The sequence below is a fragment of the Thalassococcus lentus genome, assembly GCF_028023555.1.
GTDB classification, from domain to species: Bacteria; Pseudomonadota; Alphaproteobacteria; order Rhodobacterales; family Rhodobacteraceae; genus Thalassococcus_A; species Thalassococcus_A lentus.
Genome location: NZ_JAQIOY010000011.1, coordinates 1 through 18,026 on the forward strand (window position 1 = coordinate 1; position 18,026 = coordinate 18,026).

Annotated in this window: 18 protein-coding genes and 1 pseudogene; 5 read left to right on the forward strand and 14 right to left on the reverse strand. The window is 58.8% G+C overall.

What is annotated here, in order from left to right:
* The 12 genes and pseudogenes from PFY00_RS18200 to PFY00_RS18255 form a co-directional block, all read right to left on the reverse strand.
* Positions 1 to 454: pseudogene (locus tag PFY00_RS18200) on the reverse strand (serine/threonine protein kinase); the annotation flags it as partial.
* A 211-nt stretch (positions 455 to 665) separates the two neighbouring features.
* Entirely contained in the window at positions 666 to 1,055 is a 390-nt protein-coding gene (locus PFY00_RS18205; RefSeq protein ID WP_271434030.1) for a hypothetical protein, read from the reverse strand.
* A gap of 106 nt (positions 1,056 to 1,161) precedes the next feature.
* The gene (locus tag PFY00_RS18210) at positions 1,162 to 2,496 is read right to left on the reverse strand and encodes a sigma-54-dependent transcriptional regulator (RefSeq protein ID WP_271434031.1); all 1,335 of its coding nucleotides are present in this window, start codon (positions 2,494 to 2,496) and stop codon (positions 1,162 to 1,164) included.
* Between the two features lie 73 nt (positions 2,497 to 2,569).
* Positions 2,570 to 2,695, reverse strand: coding sequence for a hypothetical protein (locus tag PFY00_RS18215; RefSeq protein WP_271434032.1), 126 nt, complete (start codon positions 2,693 to 2,695; stop codon positions 2,570 to 2,572).
* Positions 2,696 to 2,723: 28 nt separating this feature from the next.
* Complete coding sequence (locus PFY00_RS18220; protein WP_271434076.1) at positions 2,724 to 4,001, reverse strand: c-type cytochrome; 1,278 nt, start codon at positions 3,999 to 4,001, stop codon at positions 2,724 to 2,726.
* 7 nt (positions 4,002 to 4,008) lie between these two features.
* Positions 4,009 to 5,223 (reverse strand): formate dehydrogenase subunit gamma, encoded by a 1,215-nt coding sequence (locus PFY00_RS18225; protein ID WP_271434033.1) that lies wholly within the window; start codon positions 5,221 to 5,223, stop codon positions 4,009 to 4,011.
* Between the two features lie 202 nt (positions 5,224 to 5,425).
* Positions 5,426 to 6,019, reverse strand: coding sequence for a formate dehydrogenase FDH3 subunit beta (fdh3B, locus tag PFY00_RS18230; protein ID WP_271434034.1), 594 nt, complete (start codon positions 6,017 to 6,019; stop codon positions 5,426 to 5,428).
* Between the two features lie 12 nt (positions 6,020 to 6,031).
* The gene (locus tag PFY00_RS18235; RefSeq protein WP_271434035.1) at positions 6,032 to 8,926 is read right to left on the reverse strand and encodes a formate dehydrogenase subunit alpha; all 2,895 of its coding nucleotides are present in this window, start codon (positions 8,924 to 8,926) and stop codon (positions 6,032 to 6,034) included.
* A gap of 133 nt (positions 8,927 to 9,059) precedes the next feature.
* Positions 9,060 to 9,245, reverse strand: a complete 186-nt coding sequence (locus tag PFY00_RS18240) for a twin-arginine translocation pathway signal protein (protein ID WP_271434036.1) — start codon at positions 9,243 to 9,245, stop codon at positions 9,060 to 9,062.
* A gap of 127 nt (positions 9,246 to 9,372) precedes the next feature.
* Positions 9,373 to 9,978, reverse strand: a complete 606-nt coding sequence (locus PFY00_RS18245) for a TorD/DmsD family molecular chaperone (RefSeq protein ID WP_271434077.1) — start codon at positions 9,976 to 9,978, stop codon at positions 9,373 to 9,375.
* A 14-nt stretch (positions 9,979 to 9,992) separates the two neighbouring features.
* Positions 9,993 to 10,625 carry a DUF3306 domain-containing protein gene (locus tag PFY00_RS18250; RefSeq protein WP_271434037.1) on the reverse strand — a complete coding sequence of 211 codons (633 nt, stop codon included), beginning with the start codon at positions 10,623 to 10,625 and terminating at the stop codon, positions 9,993 to 9,995.
* Positions 10,625 to 11,170, reverse strand: coding sequence for a DUF3305 domain-containing protein (locus tag PFY00_RS18255; protein ID WP_271434078.1), 546 nt, complete (start codon positions 11,168 to 11,170; stop codon positions 10,625 to 10,627). The genes PFY00_RS18250 and PFY00_RS18255 overlap by 1 nt, the downstream gene beginning before the upstream one ends.
* A gap of 364 nt (positions 11,171 to 11,534) precedes the next feature.
* On the opposite strand from PFY00_RS18255, the gene PFY00_RS18260 reads away from it, so the two are divergent.
* Positions 11,535 to 13,484: a 4Fe-4S binding protein gene (locus tag PFY00_RS18260; protein ID WP_271434038.1), complete on the forward strand. Its 1,950-nt coding sequence runs from the start codon at positions 11,535 to 11,537 to the stop codon at positions 13,482 to 13,484.
* Here PFY00_RS18260 and PFY00_RS18265 read toward each other — a convergent pair.
* Positions 13,478 to 14,218 (reverse strand): cytochrome c family protein, encoded by a 741-nt coding sequence (locus tag PFY00_RS18265; RefSeq protein ID WP_271434039.1) that lies wholly within the window; start codon positions 14,216 to 14,218, stop codon positions 13,478 to 13,480. The two genes, PFY00_RS18260 and PFY00_RS18265, sit on opposite strands and share 7 nt — an antisense overlap.
* A 57-nt stretch (positions 14,219 to 14,275) precedes the next feature.
* On the opposite strand from PFY00_RS18265, the gene PFY00_RS18270 reads away from it, so the two are divergent.
* Genes PFY00_RS18270 through PFY00_RS18285 form a run of 4 tightly spaced genes read left to right on the forward strand, consistent with a single transcriptional unit; the run spans position 14,276 to position 16,800 of the window.
* Positions 14,276 to 14,467 (forward strand): DUF6494 family protein, encoded by a 192-nt coding sequence (locus PFY00_RS18270; protein WP_271434040.1) that lies wholly within the window; start codon positions 14,276 to 14,278, stop codon positions 14,465 to 14,467.
* Between the two features lie 3 nt (positions 14,468 to 14,470).
* Positions 14,471 to 15,541 carry an Mrp/NBP35 family ATP-binding protein gene (locus PFY00_RS18275; RefSeq protein ID WP_271434041.1) on the forward strand — a complete coding sequence of 357 codons (1,071 nt, stop codon included), beginning with the start codon at positions 14,471 to 14,473 and terminating at the stop codon, positions 15,539 to 15,541.
* Between the two features lie 27 nt (positions 15,542 to 15,568).
* Positions 15,569 to 16,291, forward strand: a complete 723-nt coding sequence (locus PFY00_RS18280; protein ID WP_271434042.1) for a biotin/lipoate--protein ligase family protein — start codon at positions 15,569 to 15,571, stop codon at positions 16,289 to 16,291.
* The gene (locus tag PFY00_RS18285) at positions 16,288 to 16,800 is read left to right on the forward strand and encodes a DUF6505 family protein (protein WP_271434043.1); all 513 of its coding nucleotides are present in this window, start codon (positions 16,288 to 16,290) and stop codon (positions 16,798 to 16,800) included. The genes PFY00_RS18280 and PFY00_RS18285 overlap by 4 nt, the downstream gene beginning before the upstream one ends.
* A 42-nt stretch (positions 16,801 to 16,842) precedes the next feature.
* On the opposite strand, the gene PFY00_RS18290 is transcribed toward PFY00_RS18285, so the two are convergent.
* Entirely contained in the window at positions 16,843 to 17,859 is a 1,017-nt protein-coding gene (locus tag PFY00_RS18290; RefSeq protein WP_271434044.1) for a replication initiation protein, read from the reverse strand.
* Positions 17,860 to 18,026 lie beyond the last annotated feature (167 nt).

The window sequence follows — 18,026 nt, forward strand, 5'->3', positions numbered from 1 at the left end:
CTTCGTGGCGAAAGTTCGGGTCTTCTTCCCAATAGCGCTGCATCAAAGGGCGGTAGTTCAAATATTCAAACCAACGGCAGCGATAAGACATCGTTGCCTCAAGGATTTCCGACCCAACTGTCAGCAGTACATCCCGGGGCGGCATGCATCCGAACTGGCTGTCCGTGTGGAAATCCGGCGTGGTAACCGGCTGGCTGTGATCAATGCAGTCCGGGCGATCAACCCGCACGCCACGCGCCTCAAGCTGAGCTGCGAAATTGTCGAGCAATTCATTGGCCCGATCAATGGTTTCCTGTGGGCGCCTGCCCCACTGACCACGCATGTCGCTGTCTTCGGGAACCTTGGCGTCCAGGGCTGGTTCTTCGGGTGGGATATGACAATCATCTGCGCGCCCGACGATCACATGTTTCAGCGGATCCCATTCGTTCCAGCTATTCACAACAGTCTTGGTCATGTCCCTCTCCCCTGTCTTTGTATCTCAGGCGGTTTATGCAGCACTGGCCTGCGATACAAGACCTACGAGCGACCGAAAATAGGACGCTTGCGTCGCAGGACATACGCGCGCAATTGCCAGCATCCGTTTCTGCAGTTGTTTCCCGAAAGTTCTGGCACAAGAAGCGCGATCAGGTCGCATTTTGAAATGAGCGATCCCAGAAACGCGCGGATCAGTTCAGGCCATAAAACGCATTCCAAAGAGCGGTCACCGAAACGACGCTTTCCGAGTCGGTGGACGTGAAGAAGACAAGGTCTCCTTCAAACGGTTTGCACATTACAGACGCCGAGACACCGTTTGCACCACCAAAGACGGACAATGTCCGGGAAGAGCCCTTTTCGGCGGTTTCGGGTTTCCAGTTCTTCAGATTCTGGCTTGTCCGGGCGTTTTCGACCCCAAGAGCCTTGAATGCTTCGAGTGCTCTTGTGGCGCAATCTGTGGCTGACAAATCTGTTTTGCCTGCAGCGGTCTGCAGGCCTCCCGCCAGTGCAGCTGATGAAAGACTAGCGGCAAATACCGCCGAAACGAGTTTAGGAAAATAATTCATGACTACGCCAATCAATGGTTTTTGGTTGATGCGGCCTCACAGTAATACGACCGCGCCAAGACGTGAAGGTTCCAGTGCGACTTTTGCCCGAAGGGTTTCGGAGCCAATGTCGGGTTGGGCCCTACCCTTCCCAGACTGCCATCTTTCGGTCGATGGTCTTGCGCGAAACCCCCAGACGCCGGGCGGCTTCGGCCCGGTTTCCATCGCATAAATCCAGAATATGCACCATGTGGCGCTGCATCACGAGATCGAGGTTCTCAATGGCCTGAGCACCGGTGACGGAACCACTGCCCGCGAAGTCTTTGGGAAACGCCCCAAGGATAACCGACCGTTCGATCAGATTGCGCAACTCGCGCACATTGCCCGGCCACTCATAGCGGCGCAGCTTGAGCAAGGTCTGTTCGTCCAAATCCAGCGCGGGCATGCCGAGCAGCGTTGAAAACTGCTTCATGAAGAGCGCAGCCAATTCGACAATGTCTTCGGACCGATCCTGCAACAGCGGCATTTGTACGTTTACCACATTGATCCTGTGATAAAGGTCCGCCCGGAACCGACCATCAGCAACGGCTGTTGCCAGATCAATGTTCGTTGCAAACGCCAGTCGCAGATTCAGGGGAATGTCCCGTTCGGCACCCAGAGGACGGATGCGCTGATCTTCCAATACCCGCAAGAGCGCTGCCTGAACGGCTTCGGGCATCTGGGCAACTTCGTCGAGGAACAATGTTCCGCCATCCGCCAGAAGGAACAAACCCGCCTTACGCTGCGCTCCTTCGTCACTAACGCCAAACAGATCCTGCGCAATCCGATCCGGCGCAATCGCGGCACAGTTCACGGCCACAAAAGGATTGCCGGCCCGATCCGACAATTGGTGCAAACTGCGGGCAGCAACCTCTTTGCCTGTTCCGCTGGCCCCGGTGAAAAGCACGGGCGTCGGAAGCGGCGCCAATCTTTCCAGAATTTGCCGAACCTCGGCCAAGGCCGGTGACGTTCCAAGTAACTGGGGATGGTTGTCGCCCGACGACAATGCATGGCGCAACAGCGTGTTATCCCGGCGCAGCATCTTGCGATCGAGCGTCCGGGACACAGCGCCCAGAATCTGGTTTGCCCGAAACGGTTTGAGAACAAAATCGCTCACCCCGGCGCGCAAGGCCGCAATTGCCACGTCCAGATCCGCATAGGCGGTGATCATTATGACATCGGCGAAAAAACCCTTGCGGCGCTGTTCGGTGATCCAGTCCAGACCCGTCTTGCCGGGCATGATGTTGTCGACGATCACCAGATCAAAATGGGATTCATCCAGTCGCTGGCTGGCCTCAGCCGGGCTGGAAGCCTGTTCCACTCTTTTGGCGCGTGGCTCCAGAATCTTGGTCAGGAAATTGCGCATACCCGGTTCATCATCGATCACGAGGATCGAAGCGCGTTCCAGATCGCTGCCATAGTCGTCTTTGTCGTTCATTCCTTGACCCTAACACGCCTCACTGGGCGGCATAGCTGCGACACTTTCCCGATCCGCATCGTTCAGGACAACCTTAGTCGAGGCGCACCGAAGGGCCTGAAAATGTATCTTCGGATGAATATCCCATTTGTTGCAGCGTGAAATACGCGCCCAAAGAGACAAGCACCATAAGGACAAGTCCGGTAACAACCGATTTCATTCAATTCTCTCCCCTGCTCTGGCCGCGACTATTGCGTGGCCTCTTTCAAAAAGGCGATCAAATCGGCCCGGTCATTGGGCTTGGCGATCACCTGCATCGGCATTTTGGAGCCCGGAATATAGTGATCCGGACCCTCGTCAAACAGCGCATCTATCGTCTTGTCATTCCACACAATGTCCGACCCCGTTAGGATTGGCGAATAGGGGTAGCCGTCGACAGATCCCGCATTGCGCCCAAAGACACCATGCAATGTCGGCCCCGCCTTTCGGGACGGCCCGGCATCCAGCGCATGGCATATCGAACACTTTCTCATGAACTGCCTCTCGCCATTTGGCATCGAGGCGGCATCGCGAAGAAAGCTTCGCTCTTGTCCCATTTCGGCGTCGAAACTGTCGAGCGCAGCAACCGGCCAGCTGTAGGCCAGATCATCGATCCCGCCGGCATGGATCACCGCACCATCGGTCGAAAAAGCCAGCGCCCAGACAGGGCCGCGGCGCGCGGCACGGAAATCATGGCTGATACGCCAGCGTTCGGCATCGATCATCATGATATAACCTTCGCCATCACCGACCGCGATTTGTTGCGTGCTCGCATGGTAAGTCATGGCAAGGATGGGCCTTCGGTCCAAAGTGAAATCCCGGATCTGCTCGCCTGTTTTCAAATCCAGCACGCGGGTTCCACCATCCACCGCGCCATAGGCAATCCACCCCGGGCCAAGAGCCAAGCGGTTGATGCCGAAACCATGACGCGCCAGAACATTCGGCGTGCCCCGATCTGTCAGATCATAGGCCAGCAATCGACCCTGCGACGTGGCAACATAGAGATCCTTTGCATTTTCAGACAAGGCAACTGCGCTGACGCCAGCCCCCGGATAGGGCAGTTCCAAAGGATCGCCGGAACCGTCCAACGGCCAGATCATGACGCTGCCATCCCAGCTTCCCGACACGACAAAGGATCCATCCGGCGACAGGGCCAATGACGTCACTTTGCCTTTGTGCTGACCGATCCGGGCCCCCTGCCCTGTTTCCTGATCCCAGAGCAGGATGGCGAAATCGTCGCCGCCGGTCACAAGCTGCCCTTGCTGTCCAAATGTGATCGCCGTGACTGCCGCATCATGCCCTTCCAGCCAAGTGGGTGTGCGGCCATCCCATAGCCCCACCGAATTGTCGAAACTCGCGGTTGCGATCTGCCCGTCTGGTGACACCGCAAGTCCCATGATCGGCCCGCCATGTCCCTTGAGCGTGCTGAACTCCTGCGCCAAAACAGGCGCTGCCCACAAGACAAGGGCGGCTATCAGACCGCGCAGCACCGGGTTACTCCGCCGGGGTTGCGTCTTTCGGGCCGGCCTGTTCCTTGGCCTTGACCTCTTCGAGCCAGATGGAATGGTGCTGATGGGCCCAGGCTTCGTCCACTTCACCACTGCCCATGGCATCAAATGCACCTTCCATCCCGACAGAGCCGATGTAGATGTGCGCGATGATGATCGCCATCAGGACAAAACTGACAATCGCATGCCAAAGCTGTGCGAACTGCATTTCCTCCTGCGGGGACAACTCGACCGGGAACGGCGCCATACCCAACCAGCCCGGCACACCGATATCGTTGAGAACCACAAAAGTCTTGGCAAAGAGCGGCAATTCGAACGGGAACAGCAGTGACAAGCCGGAAACGGAAATCGACCCGCCCAGCAAGATCACACTCCAGAAGATGATCTTTTGCCCGGCGTTGAACTTCTTGGCAGGTGGGTGCTTGGAGCCAACGATACCGCCCGCCTGCGCAAACCAGGTCAGGTCGTGACGGTTTGGAATATTGTGCCAAACCCACATGAAAAACACCATGACAAGCGCCAGCATAAAGGCCCAGGCGACATTGTTGTGAACAAACTTGGACGCCAGCAACAAGGTGGCATTCATATCCTTGCCAATGAGCGGTGCGATCAGTTCACGGCCATATTTCACAAACAGGCCGGTAAACCCGAGCAGCAGGAACGAACCTGCCAGCAACCAATGCGCAGAGCGTTCGATGAACTGGAACCGTGTGACAGTGCTACCGGTTTTTTCGCCGTCGATCCGAATCCGCCCGCGTAGCAAAAAGAAAACGAAGAGGAACCCAATGGTGCCGAGCAGCAACCAGCCGCCGTATTTTGACAGAGGGCCAGCGCGGAATTCGTACCACCACATGCCGCCATCCTGCATCAGGACCCGTCCAACGGACCCACCGGAACTGACCTCGACCCCGTCATAGCCATAACGCAGCGCGCGCCAGACTTCGGAATCCGATGCACCGCCAAGCGGCGCCAATTGTCCGACCATTGCCGCTGCAGATCCGTCGTCAATTTCAGCGTCGCCGCGTGGGGCCACTTCTTCGCCCCGCTGGCGGCGCAGAATATCTTCGAGTGTCTGGGCACCGCCGGTGGCACTGCGATCGACAGCCGCGGCCCCGGTATCGACCTCGGCTGTGGTGTCCTGAGCCAGTGCAGGCTGGGACACGGCGAAACATAGAGCAATCAAGCAGAGAAGAGCGCGCATCGGGGTCCTCTTGTGGCGAAGCGATGGGACAGAAAGCTGTCCTCGGTTTTTTGATGTGTCTGAGCCGATTTCCATTTTGAAATCAGGCTGGGAAATTTTGAGATGCCCGGCGCGATTGCCGCGCCGGAGCATATTGGCATCTGGATCAAACAATCCGCAGGTGGCGCACCCGGCCAAGGCCGGATGCGCCACCGCAGTGTGTTTAACCGTCGCGCTGACCGTAGGCCGAACCCCAGCCCCAGGCACCCGAGCCGAAGCCACGGGCCACCACGCGCTCACGGTAGATGGCGGACACAACATCCCCATCACCCGCCAGCAGGGCTTTGGTCGAACACATCTCGGCGCAGATTGGCAGTTTGCCTTCTGCGATCCGGTTGCGTCCGTACTTGGCGAACTCTTCGGTCGAGTGCGTTTCCTCGGGGCCACCGGCACAGAAGGTACATTTGTCCATCTTGCCACGGGAACCGAAGTTGCCAGCCTGCGGGAACTGCGGCGCACCGAAGGGGCACGCGTAGAAGCAGTAGCCACAGCCAATGCACAAGTCCTTGGAGTGCAGCACCACGCCTTCTTCATTCTGATAGAAGCAGTCCACCGGGCAGACGGCCATACAAGGCGCGTCTGAACAGTGCATGCAAGCTACAGAAATCGAACGCTCACCCGGGCTACCGTCGTTGATCGTCACAACACGGCGCCGGTTGATGCCCCAAGGCACCTCGTGCTCGTTCTTACAGGCCGTGACACAGGCGTTGCATTCAATGCAGCGCTCGGCGTCGCAGAGAAACTTTGCTCTTGCCATTCTCTTTCCTCCTTACGCTGCCCAGATTTTGCAAAGAGTCGCTTTGGTCTCTTGCATCTGGGTCACTGAATCATAGCCATAGGTCTGGGCGGTGTTGGTGGATTCACCAAGCACGTAGGGATCTGCGCCGTCCGGATATTTGGACCGCAGATCTTCACCCTGGAAATGACCACCAAAGTGGAACGGCATGAAGGCAACGCCTTCTCCGACCCGCTCGGTTACCATTGCCATAACCTTGACCTTTCCGCCTTCCGGTCCTTCGACCCAGACCTGTTCGCCGTCCCGCACACCAAGGTTGTTGGCATCACGCGGGTGGATTTCGACAAACATGTCCTGCTGCAGTTCGGCCAGCCAGGGGTTCGAACGAGTCTCATCGCCGCCACCCTCATATTCGACCAGACGGCCGGATGTGAGGATCATGGGATAATCCTTGCTGAAGTCCTGCTTCTGGATCGACGCATACATGGTCGGCAGACGGTAGAACTTGCGATCTTCGTAGGTCGGATAGTCTTCGACCAGATCGCGACGGTTGGTGTAGAGCGGTTCGCGGTGGACCGGAACCGGATCGGGGAAGGTCCAGACAACAGCACGGGCCTTCGCGTTCCCGAAGGGCGCGCAACCATGTGCAATTGCAACCCGCTGGATGCCGCCCGACAGGTCGGTCTTCCAGTTGGTTTTCGGACCCGCGACAGCATCGATTGCCGCGCGTTCCTCGTCGGTCAGATCACCGTCCCAACCCAGGTCCATCAGCATCTGCATGGTGAATTCGGGATATCCATCCTGGATTTCCGATCCCACCGAGTAGACGCCTTCGGCCAACAGGTTGTCACCGTCCCGTTCCACGCCGAAACGTGCACGGAAAGTCAGACCACCCTCTGCGACAGGCTTGGACATGTCATAGAGGTTGGGCGTACCCGGGTGCTTCATGTCGGCTGTTCCCCAGCATGGCCACGGCATACCGTAGTAATCACCATCCGCCGGGCCACCAACGGCCTGAAGCGTCGTGCGATCAAAGGTGTGCTGGTTTGCCATGTGCAGCTTGATCCGCTCGGGCGACTGGCCGGTGTAACCCACCGTCCACATACCCGCGTTGATCTCTCGCGTGACACTCTCAACAACCGGCGTGTTTTCGTCTTCCATCTCGATATTGCGGAAGAACCGATCTGCCCAGCCGAACTTGTTCGCAAACAAACCGATGATCTCGTGATCAGGCTTGGATTCGAACAACGGATCGATCACCTGCTCGCGCCACTGGATAGAGCGGTTCGAGGCAGTAACAGAGCCATGTGTTTCGAACTGAGTGGATGCCGGAAGCAGATACACTCCGTCTTCACGGTCATGCAGTACGGCCGAAACTGTCGGGAACGGGTCGATCACGACCAGCATGTCCAGTTTCTCCATAGCCGTCTTCATTTCCGTCATACGGGTCTGAGAGTTCGGCGCGTGACCCCAAAGAACCATGGCCCGGACATTGTTGGGCTGATCCATGTTTTCGGGATCTTCGAGGATACCGTCGATCCAGCGCGACACCGGAATACCAGTGAGGTTCTGAAGCGACTTTTCCTTGCCATCGGCGCCGGTGAGCTTGTCGAACTGGCCACTCAGCCATTCCGGATCTTCTCCCCAAACGCGCGCCCAGTGACCCCAGGAACCGGCCGAAAGACCGTAGTAACCCGGAAGCGTGTGGGACAGAACGCCAAGGTCCGTTGCACCCTGCACGTTGTCGTGGCCGCGGAAGATGTTGGTGCCGCCACCAGCAGTACCCATGTTACCCAGAGCAAGCTGGAGCACACAGTAGGCACGGGTGTTGTTGTTGCCGTTGGTGTGCTGCGTGCCACCCATGCACCAAATCACGGTGCCGGGGCGGTTGTTGGCCATGGTGCGGGCCACGCGGCGCAGCTGACTGCCCGGTGTACCGGTTACACGCTCGACCTCTTCGGGCGTCCACTTTGCCACTTCTTCCTTGATCTGGTCCATTCCCCAGACACGGGTGCGGATGAACTCTTTGTCTTCCCAACCGTTTTCAAAGATGTGCCACAGAATGCCCCAGACCAATGCAACGTCGGTGCCGGGACGGAACCGCACGTATTCATCAGCATGTGCAGCCGTACGCGTAAAGCGCGGGTCACACACGATCAGAGGTGCGTTGTTCTGTTCCTTGGCCTTCAGAACGTGCAGCAATGAAACCGGGTGTGCTTCGGCCGGGTTGCCACCGATGATAAAGATCGCCTTGGACTGATGGATGTCATTGTAGCTGTTGGTCATGGCGCCGTAGCCCCATGTGTTCGCAACACCCGCAACCGTGGTCGAGTGACAGATCCGCGCCTGGTGATCCACGTTGTTTGTGCCCCAGTAGGCCGCAAACTTGCGGAACAGGTAGGCCTGTTCGTTGTTGTGCTTGGCAGAGCCGAGCCAGTAAACGCTGTCCGGGCCGCTTTCGTCCCGGATCTGCATCATGCCGTCGCCGATCTCGTTGATCGCCTGCTCCCAGCTGATGCGCTTCCACTCTCCACCCTCTTTCTTCATCGGGTACTTGAGGCGGCGTTCACCATGCGCGTGCTCACGCACGGCTGCACCCTTGGCGCAATGCGCACCGAGGTTGAACGGGCTGTCCCAGCCCGGCTCTTGGCCGACCCAGACACCGTTGCTGACCTCTGCTACGACGGTACAACCGACAGAGCAGTGGGTGCAGACGGATTTCTTAAGTTCAACTGCGCCATTGGCGGCAGTTGCGGCACTGGCCTGCTGAACGGTACCACCCGTTGCAGCGATGGCGGCAAGTCCGCCAACGGCCAGACCGGATCCGCGCAAGAATGCACGGCGGTCCACTGAAGCATTGGCTGCCTCAGACAGGATACTTGTCCGCTGGGGGCGTCGCGCAACCCCGTTGGTCTTTTTCCTAAGCATGTTTCTCTCTCCCTTGCTGGCTTGGGGAAACCCCGCACGAGCCTGGCTACGAATTTTGGGCAAAGCGGTCGGGCGTCACGCAACCAGTTGCTTTTCCCTGCTCCGTCCGGCCCACCCGGACGGCGCGCGACCCTTAGAAGCGGGCGCTGTCGAGATACGCACGCGTGTGCGCGGTATCCTGCATCTTTTCAGATGTCAGATCGGGCTCCGCCGCCTCGGCGGTTGTGCCCGCTGTCGCAACCGCAACTGCCGCTATCGGCGCTGTGGTTCCAGCCAGCTTTAGGAAATCGCGGCGGCTTGCCTCTTTTTCCTGTGCCATCAAAGCTCCTCCTTTTTGTGGTGCTGCCGGTAGCCGGGATCCAAAGCCCTGATCCCGCGGTGCAGCCTTTGATGTGTTCCGACGGTTGCCCGCCGCTCGATACCGCCGGGGCTCCGGCGGCGTGAATTCAGTCTCCGACGAGACGAAATGCTTCGGCTTCGATTTCCATGAACGCCCGGCCAACCGTGCCGACCGATGCATAGAAGACCGAGTTTTTCGCGCCCTCGAGATCCGTAAAGAAGTGGGTCGCCCAAGGACCCAGATGCCGGTTGAAGAAAGTCTTTTGATCGTCCAGCGCAGCGGGCTGGCCGAACCGTCCGACAATCAGGGCACCCATCATTTCCAGCAGGCTTGCGATATTGTCTTCTGGCTCGAAAACATTGTCGGCGCGGGTCAAGCCCCGCGCAGCCATATCGCGCCGCAGGATCGCCAGTGGTTTCTCGTTCAGGAACCCGGTCAGATAGTACGAAGCGTAGGGCAACAATTCACCGCGCCCCAGACCAATGAACAATCGGTTGTATTCGCTTTCCACAGCCTTGGGTTTGGACAGCTTTGCCATTTTGGCCAGCGTCCCGATGCCCTGCCCCAACACACTGTCATCGCCGGTCAGGCTGGCAGTCTGCGCCAAAAGCATTTCATCTGGCGGACCGGACAGGATCAAACCCATGAAGTTGTACAGATCGGCGCGAAGACGGTCTTCTTCGGCGATGCGTGTATCCGGTGCGGCGCTCATGTGTGTTTCCTCATTCATGCGGTGGCATCGTCAAAAGTGAAAGTCATCCGGCGGCGTGGAACCCCTTCGGATTCGTCATCCATCAGCACAGGCGGCGCCGTCATCGTCGTTACAATCGGGGCCGGCGTTTCCTCTGGACCCTCAGCAATCAAATCCTCGGCCGTGTCTTCGACAGGCAGCTCTTCGGTGTTTTCCGCCTCGGTCTCAGCCTCAGGATCATTGGCGGCGGCCAGAGCCTTGGCCTTTTCTTCTGCCTGACGCGCCATTTCCTCGACGTGCTTCAACATACCTTTCCCGACCTGATAGGCAGTCTGCATGTTTTCGACGACATTCGCGCTGTCGGTAAAATCTTCGCCGTAGTCCACCAGCCCATCGAGATTGGCCAGCACCGGGTTCAGCCGCCACATCCGGCGCAACGCCCGTGTCTTGAGCCGCTGAGGCACTGCATCTGTCAGGAACTTGCGCAGCTCTTCGGGGCTATCCAAAGTTTCCGGCGCATCCAACTCAAGCTCGGTCAAAAGCTCTTCGTCGGTTTTCTCTTCGAGAGCCGCTTCGCGTGCCTGCGCTTCGGCTTGCGCAAGTGCGTCCTGCTCGGCGCGTTCCTCGGCCTCAACGGCGGCTCTGCGGCGTTCCCAGAAACTAGCCATCAGTGCAACCTCCGCTTTCTAGCCGGAGAGGCATAGACATCGCTGATCTGAGAGATACGGGCATCGCCCACGCCATCCTGCACCAGATCGATGCGTTTCTTGTCACGGCGGCGTTTCACAAAAACCTCGTCCTCGTGAAATTCCTCGACGAACTCCCGCACCCAAGCAATCAGTCCGGCTGGCATTGGCACCTTTTCGACGATCTCTTCACCGCTGTCGGTGTAATCCTGCGCCTCATAGGGCGAAGCGGTGACGAGCAAGACATCGAGTGGGCAATCACCGTCTGCGTCATCCCGCATGACCACGTAGAGACTTGGAACCTTGGCGGTCAGCCCATGCAGGTAGGCTTCGGTTTCGGCACCGTGCAATTCAAGCGCCAGAGTCGCAGCGTGATACTCGACCGCCTCACCTTCGCGGCGCAACTCGCGCCAATCGGCGGCGCCAGCACCGGGCAAGACAGCCGAGGCCGTCCACGACCAAGCGGCCCAACGCGTTACGCCCGGGGTTTTGCGCAAGACAACCCCGACCGGCAATGTGCGGTACATGTTCGGATTATGGATCAATCAGACCACTCCTCCCTGTGCCAATAATTTGCGCAGAGTAGAAACGTCCGGCAAAGCGCCAAATTGTGTACGCCTGTATTCTGTCCCCTGACTGGACAATTTGGGCAGGCCCACCCGGTTCGGGCAAAGCCACCGGACGAAATGTCTAATCCAACTAAAACACTCAGAAAATCGCGGCATCGCAGCAATTCGAATCACCTCGATTGATTCGCCCTTCGGCCGCCCCATCTGACAGGCTTGGCCAGACCCAAAAGCGGTTGCCGCCGCATTCGAATCGTGCCTACGATTTGTCCGGGCGAGGCTTTTTCCAGCGGGTCAAAACCCCGGAAAAGGGAGGGAATAAAAGATGTCTAAGACACTGATTACATGCGATTGTTTGGGAACACAGACGATCGACACCGATGGGTTGGCAACGGCCACCGGTCTGACTGTCCCAAAACCCTGTTCGGCCCTCTGCACCACGCAGATAGACCGCGCGGCGGCGGCTCTTCAGGACAGCGACACAATTATTTGCTGCACGCAGGAGGCCCGCGTTTTCGAAGACCTTGCCGCCGAACTGGAGCGGCCCCCTGCCCCCCTGCTTGACCTAAGGGACAGGGCCGGATGGACCGATGATTCCGCCCAAACGCTACCCAAAATGTCCGCCCTCGCGGCCGAAGCCCTTCTGCCTGCGGCACCCTCCAAGACAATCGACGTGATTTCCGAAGGCCTTTGCCTGATCCTCGGGCCTGCGCAGATCGCCTTGGAAGCCGCTGAACAGCTCAAGGATTTCCTTGGCGTCACGGTTCTGTTGGATAGCGCAGAGGATGTTCCGGATGCCCGGGATTATGACATTGTAGTTGGCAAACTGCACAGTGCGCGGGGCGCACTGGGGCAATTCGATCTGCGCATCGACGCGCTGCAAATGGTTCAACCGGGTGGGCGCGGCGGGTTCACTCTGACCGAACCGCGAGATGGTGGCGCGACGCAATGCGATGTGATCCTCGATCTGCGCGGGGAAACCCCGCTCTTTCCCGCACATGAAAAACGCGAAGGCTACTTGCGCGCTGATCCCGGGCATCCCGCCGGTGTCGCCGCTGCGGTTCTGGCTGCGTCTCACCTGATCGGCACCTTTGAGCAACCTCTCTATATCAAGGTAGAGCCACTGCTCTGTGCCCATTCGCGTGCCGAGCAAACGGGGTGTTCCCGCTGCCTTGATCTGTGCCCAACCGGGGCCATCACCCCTGCCGGGGAACATGTCACCATTGATCCGATGATCTGTGCCGGGTGCGGCGCCTGCTCTGCCGCCTGCCCATCCGGCGCTGTCAGCTATGATGCCCCGCCCGTTGATCTGACCATGCGCCGCGTACAAACACTGGCCAAAGGATATCTGGATGCCGGCGGCCAAGCACCCCGCCTGTTGGTTCACGATGCGCATGGCGCAGAAATGATCCGCCTTTCTGCCCGTCACGGTCGCGGATTGCCCGCGGATGTCGTGCCAATCGAAATGGAGGCTCTGGGTGCCTTTGGACACGCGGAAATGATTGCGGCCCTCGCAGCCGGGTTTACAGACATCGCTGTTTTGCCCGGACCCAAGGCGGATCGCGACGCATTGGAGGCGCAAATGGCGCTGGCCAGCGCGATCGGCGGCGTGGAACGGATCACGCTGATTGATACGCCGGATCCCGATGCGATGTCGGACATCCTGTTCGATGGCTCAGCCTCTGCGTCGATCGACAACCCAATGCGTCCGATGGGAACACGCCGTCAGATCACCAGAACCGCTGCAAAAGCCCTGCACCCTGACACCGACACGATCCCCCTGCCAGAAGGTGCACCCTATGGCGCAATCGTCGTGGACAAGGGCGCCTGCACGCTGTGTCTGTCTTGTGTGTCGCTCTGTCCGTCCGGAGCCTTGGGTGACAACCCGGACCTGCCTCAGTTGCGGTTCCAGGAAGACGCCTGCCTGCAATGTGGTCTTTGCGCGAATATCTGCCCCGAAGACGCAATCACGCTTCAACCCCAGCTGAACATGTCGGGGGAAGCACTGACCCAACAGGTTCTGAACGAGGAAGAGCCGTTTGCCTGTGTCGAATGTGGCGTGCTGTTCGGATCCAAGAGCACCATCGAACGGATCACCGAAAAGCTGCAAGGCCATTCCATGTTCGCCGATGGGGCCAAGCTGCGGATGATCCAGATGTGTGACAACTGCCGGGTCAACGCGCAGTATCATTCGGAAAACAACCCATTCGCAGCCGGTGAACGCCCCCGCGTGCGCACCACGGATGACTATCTGTCAAAGCGACGCGATCACTGATGTTCGATTGGTTTTCCCAAATCAGCGGCCGCGAGGCTGCGCACATAGGCGATCACGGCCTCAAGTTCGTCCAATGTCAAATCGATGGGCGCAATCGGCGACGGCCTGTCTTCGGGAAATGGATCGGTCACGTCTTCGATCTGGGTGAAAGCACCATGCGGTTTCAGGGCATAAAAACCCGAGAACCGCAAATCCCAGTCGTCAAAGGTCCGCAAGACGAAAAAGCTCGGGGTCGAGCCAATGCCGTTCATACGGTTCTCTTCGCTGGTGACGTGGCAGCGTCCGCATTTTACGTGACTCACGGTTTTGCCCAGAACCGCGTCGCCATCCAATTCGACCGCAGCCACCTTGGCCTCGCGGGCTGGCGGCGGGCCAAACTGCGCGGTGCCTTCCGGCGCAAAGCCCTGAATCGTGTTGCGCCCTACGTCAGACGTCAGCCATTTGGCAAAGCGCTGCGTGCCCGGATGATCGGGGCTGCGCAGGTCCATATGCCAGACAGCACCCACACCCTCGAAAAGCGCCCTGCCCTTTTCGGGCCCGAACACCATGTCGGCCTGATCCTCAGTCACAAGCGTGACCCGCACCTGCGTTTTCAGCGAAAATCGCGGCAGGATGTGTTTCAGCAGACCAGACTGCACCAGCGCCTCGGGCGCGTGCAAAGCAACCTGTTTATCATTGGCGGCTGCCAGCATCGGCAGGCAAGCCATCATCAAAACCAGCAATACGCGTCTCATGCGGTCAGCCTAGGCCCCATGCGCGCCATCCGTCAACGAAGACAAAGGAAGTAAAAGATGAGCGACGATTTCAACATGTCCATGCGCAAGTTCCTCAAGCAGGTTGGTGTGACCAGCCAGCAAGCGATTGAAGAGGCCGTGCGCAGCGCTGGCGGAAGCGGCAAAACCTATGCCGTCAAGGCGGTCATCACATGTGAAGAGCTGGGACTGGCCCATGAGGTCACCGGCGAAATCAAGGCGCAGGAGTAACCCGTGGCCGCAACCCGTGAAGCCGTTCTGGAAGCCCTCAAAGGCGTAACAGACCCTGTATCCGGCAGCGACATTGTCGGGGCCGGCGTTGTCCGTGCTCTAAACGTGGGCGGCGATGGCGCTGTTCGTTTTGTCATGGAAATCGCACCCAGTCAGGCCAAGGCCTATGAGGCCGTCAAGGACGAGGCCGAAAAAGCGCTTGCTGGCGTCGAAGGTGTCGGGACTGTCTCGATCGTATTGACCGGGCACACCGAAAAGGCCCCGCCGCCCGATCTGAAACCCCAGCGTCAGGCAGAACCGCAAGGGCCACAGCCGGTCCCGGGCGTCACGCACATCATCGCCGTTGCCTCGGGCAAAGGCGGCGTGGGCAAAAGCACCGTTTCCGCCAATTTGGCCTGCGCCCTGGCACAGCAAGGCCGCCGCGTCGGCTTGCTGGATGCAGACGTCTATGGTCCGTCGCAACCGCGCATGCTTGGCGTCAGCGGCAGACCCGCGTCCCCGGACGGCAAAACCATCCTGCCCATGCGCAATCATGGCGTTACCATGATGTCCATCGGTCTGATGACCAACGAAGATCAGGCTGTTGTCTGGCGCGGGCCCATGCTGATGGGCGCATTGCAACAGATGATGAATCAGGTGCAATGGGGCGCGCTCGACGTGCTGATCGTCGATCTTCCGCCCGGCACTGGCGACGTGCAGATGACCCTGACCCAAAAGTTCCAGATCGATGGCGCTGTTGTGGTCAGCACCCCGCAGGATGTTGCGTTGCTCGATGCGCGCAAGGGCATCGACATGTTCCAGCAGCTCAAGGTGCCGATCCTCGGAATGATCGAAAACATGAGCACACACATCTGTTCGCAATGCGGACACGAAGAACATGTGTTTGGTCACGGTGGTGTCGCAGCCGAAGCTGCCAAGCTGGGTGTTCCTTTGCTGGCGGAAGTACCCCTGCATCTGGACATTCGTCTGGCTGCCGATGGCGGTGCACCTCTGGTTGTGACCCAACCCGATAGCCCGCAAGCGGCCGCGTTCCATGACGTGGCCAAAGCCTTGGTCGCGAAGGGGGTGGCATAAGCCACTGGCTTCGAATTAGGTAGTCCCATGACATCTGATCTTGAAACCGAAGAAGCCCCAACCTTTCCCCCGCTGATGTGGGGGGAAGAGGCACAGGACAGCGCATTGCGCCACGCATGCCAGAGGGCAACGCTTGGCTGCGATGCCGGTCTTGTGGCCTATAGAATCACGGACAGTGTGCTGGAAGGCACGCTGGTATTCGCCCCCGAGGTGCCTCTGGCCGACGCAGCCCAGATGCTGCCGCTCTGCGGGGTTGGTTTTCAAAACGCCCTTGGCGCGCTTGCGCCGCCCGAGGTGGCAGTGCATCTGCGCTGGGATGGCGGCATTCTGGTGAATGGCGCTGCCTGCGGCCGGCTACGCCTTGTCGCGGCGCAGACAGACCCGGACACGGTTCCCGACTGGCTGGTTGTCGGCTTTACCCTGCCCCTCTGGCCAGATTCCGACAATCCGGGCACAAACCCGGACGAAACCTCGCTCTATGCCGAGGGTTGCGCGGATGTCTCTCCTCCAAGGTTGTTGGAAAGCTGGGCACGGCACAGTCTGCACTGGATCAACCGGTGGGAAGACGATGGTGCCAAAGCCTTGCACAACGAATGGCGCGGACTGGCGCATGGCGTCGGCGAACCCGCCAGCCAAAACGGTCTGACCGGAACTTTTCTGGGTGTAGATGAGCGGTTCGGCATGCTGTTGCGCGACGACGAAACAACACATCTGATCCCGCTGACCACCCTATTGGAGGAAACGCCATGACCAAAGTCAGCAAGCTGGCTCGTGCAATCCACTTCGACGAATCCGATCAAAGGGTCTTTGCCAGCCCTGCCCGCACCGGCGAATGGTGCATCTCTGGTGGGTTCGAGTTTTCCAACTGGGGTGAAGCCGATCTGGAAGGCAAGGCACGTCAGGCGTTTTCCAATGGGTGGTTCGGACTGGAAACCGGTGGCCGGGTGACTTTCGTTGCCGTCACGCAGGTCGAAGAAGCCGAGATCGCAACCCTGACCGATTTGCTGGCTCAGCATTTCGTTACGTACTACGGGGCACCCGACAAAGACGCAGCCCGGCCCGTCGCCGCCGAGGAAATCGCGCAGATGGTGGACCTGTGTGACGAGTTTGACCCAAACACGCTGCTGACCGTCGCGCGTGAACTGTCCGATGCCGGGGTACGCGAAGCCTACAGATCCATTGCACCGCAAGACGCCGGGATGGAGCAATTCGCAATTCACGGGTCATTGGACGATGATGGGCACGGCCATAGTCACTGATTGCCCACGGGCAATTTTGAGGTGCCGCGTGTCTAACCCGGCCTAAAGTGGGTTTTTTTCCGCGAAGCTTCGGAAAAATGCGAGAAAGGCCCGATCAGGATCCCGGGCTGGCTCCTTGCCCGCGGACCAGCTGCGCCATTCGCCCTCGACATGGTAAATATCATAGCCCGGGTGACGCAATCGCGCTGTTTCATAGGTCTCCGTTTTCAACGCCGCGCCTTTTGCATCCAACCACGCCGGGCGCGGCTTGGATGGTGTCACGGTCTCGGACTGGCCTTCTATCCGCGCCTTGCGGCCAACCTTGGAAAAGCTCAGCTCTCGTTCAGCGGCCGCCGTGCCGCCGCTGTCCTTGCGCCACCACCGCAATTCTATGTGGGTGACACGGCGCCCGGTTTTGATCGGCTCAATCGAAACCACGAAATCCGAAAGGGCATTAACCTCGGCCATCGCCGGATCAATTGCGCGCAGCTTGAGGTTTGACCAGGACGTCAATTTGCCCTTTGGCACACCCAGAACACCGCGCAGATCATCGAGGCTGAATCGTTCGGAAGACCGGTACTTTAGGTTCCCACGCTTCTGAATCATCTCGTAAAGCGTCAGTGCGTATTTGCTGGACAGCGCAAACATCACCTCGCGCTGAAGCCGGGCAAAAACCGTGCTGTCCTTGATGATGCGTCTCAAACGCTGCGGAATTTCATATTCGAGCAATCCGTCGCGTCGGGTCGTTTCTATATTTCCGCCAAGCAGCTGAACACGTTCAATCGCCTCTTCGCCGTCTCGCAGGACCTTCACCTTGACGATGCAGGACATCAGCCGTTCCACGGACTCTCCGACCCGATCATTAGAGTTATGAGAGCCGCGCAAGTCCGACTTGGAAATCACGTGAGTCACAGGCCGGTCGATCGCATCCCAGGCATTTTCGAGAAGCTGGTTGTAAATCCGCCTGTCCGCCAGCGTCAGCGGCGTGACCTCAACGAGATCGACCAGCTCACCCGGTTTGATCAGGCTTTCTGCATTTGGCCGCGCCTCTACAGTGCGGTATGGTTTGGTTGCAGCCATTCAGCTTACACCCCTGCTCTTACTTTTGTATTGTTTTGCGCGTAAGGTATCATGAGCGGCAGTGTCGATCAACGCACCCAATTTGTAAGCGTTAAATCCGGCCAAAACCCGCATCCGATTCGCAGAGCATTGAAACTATAGCCAAAAAATCAAGTGATTCCTGTGGA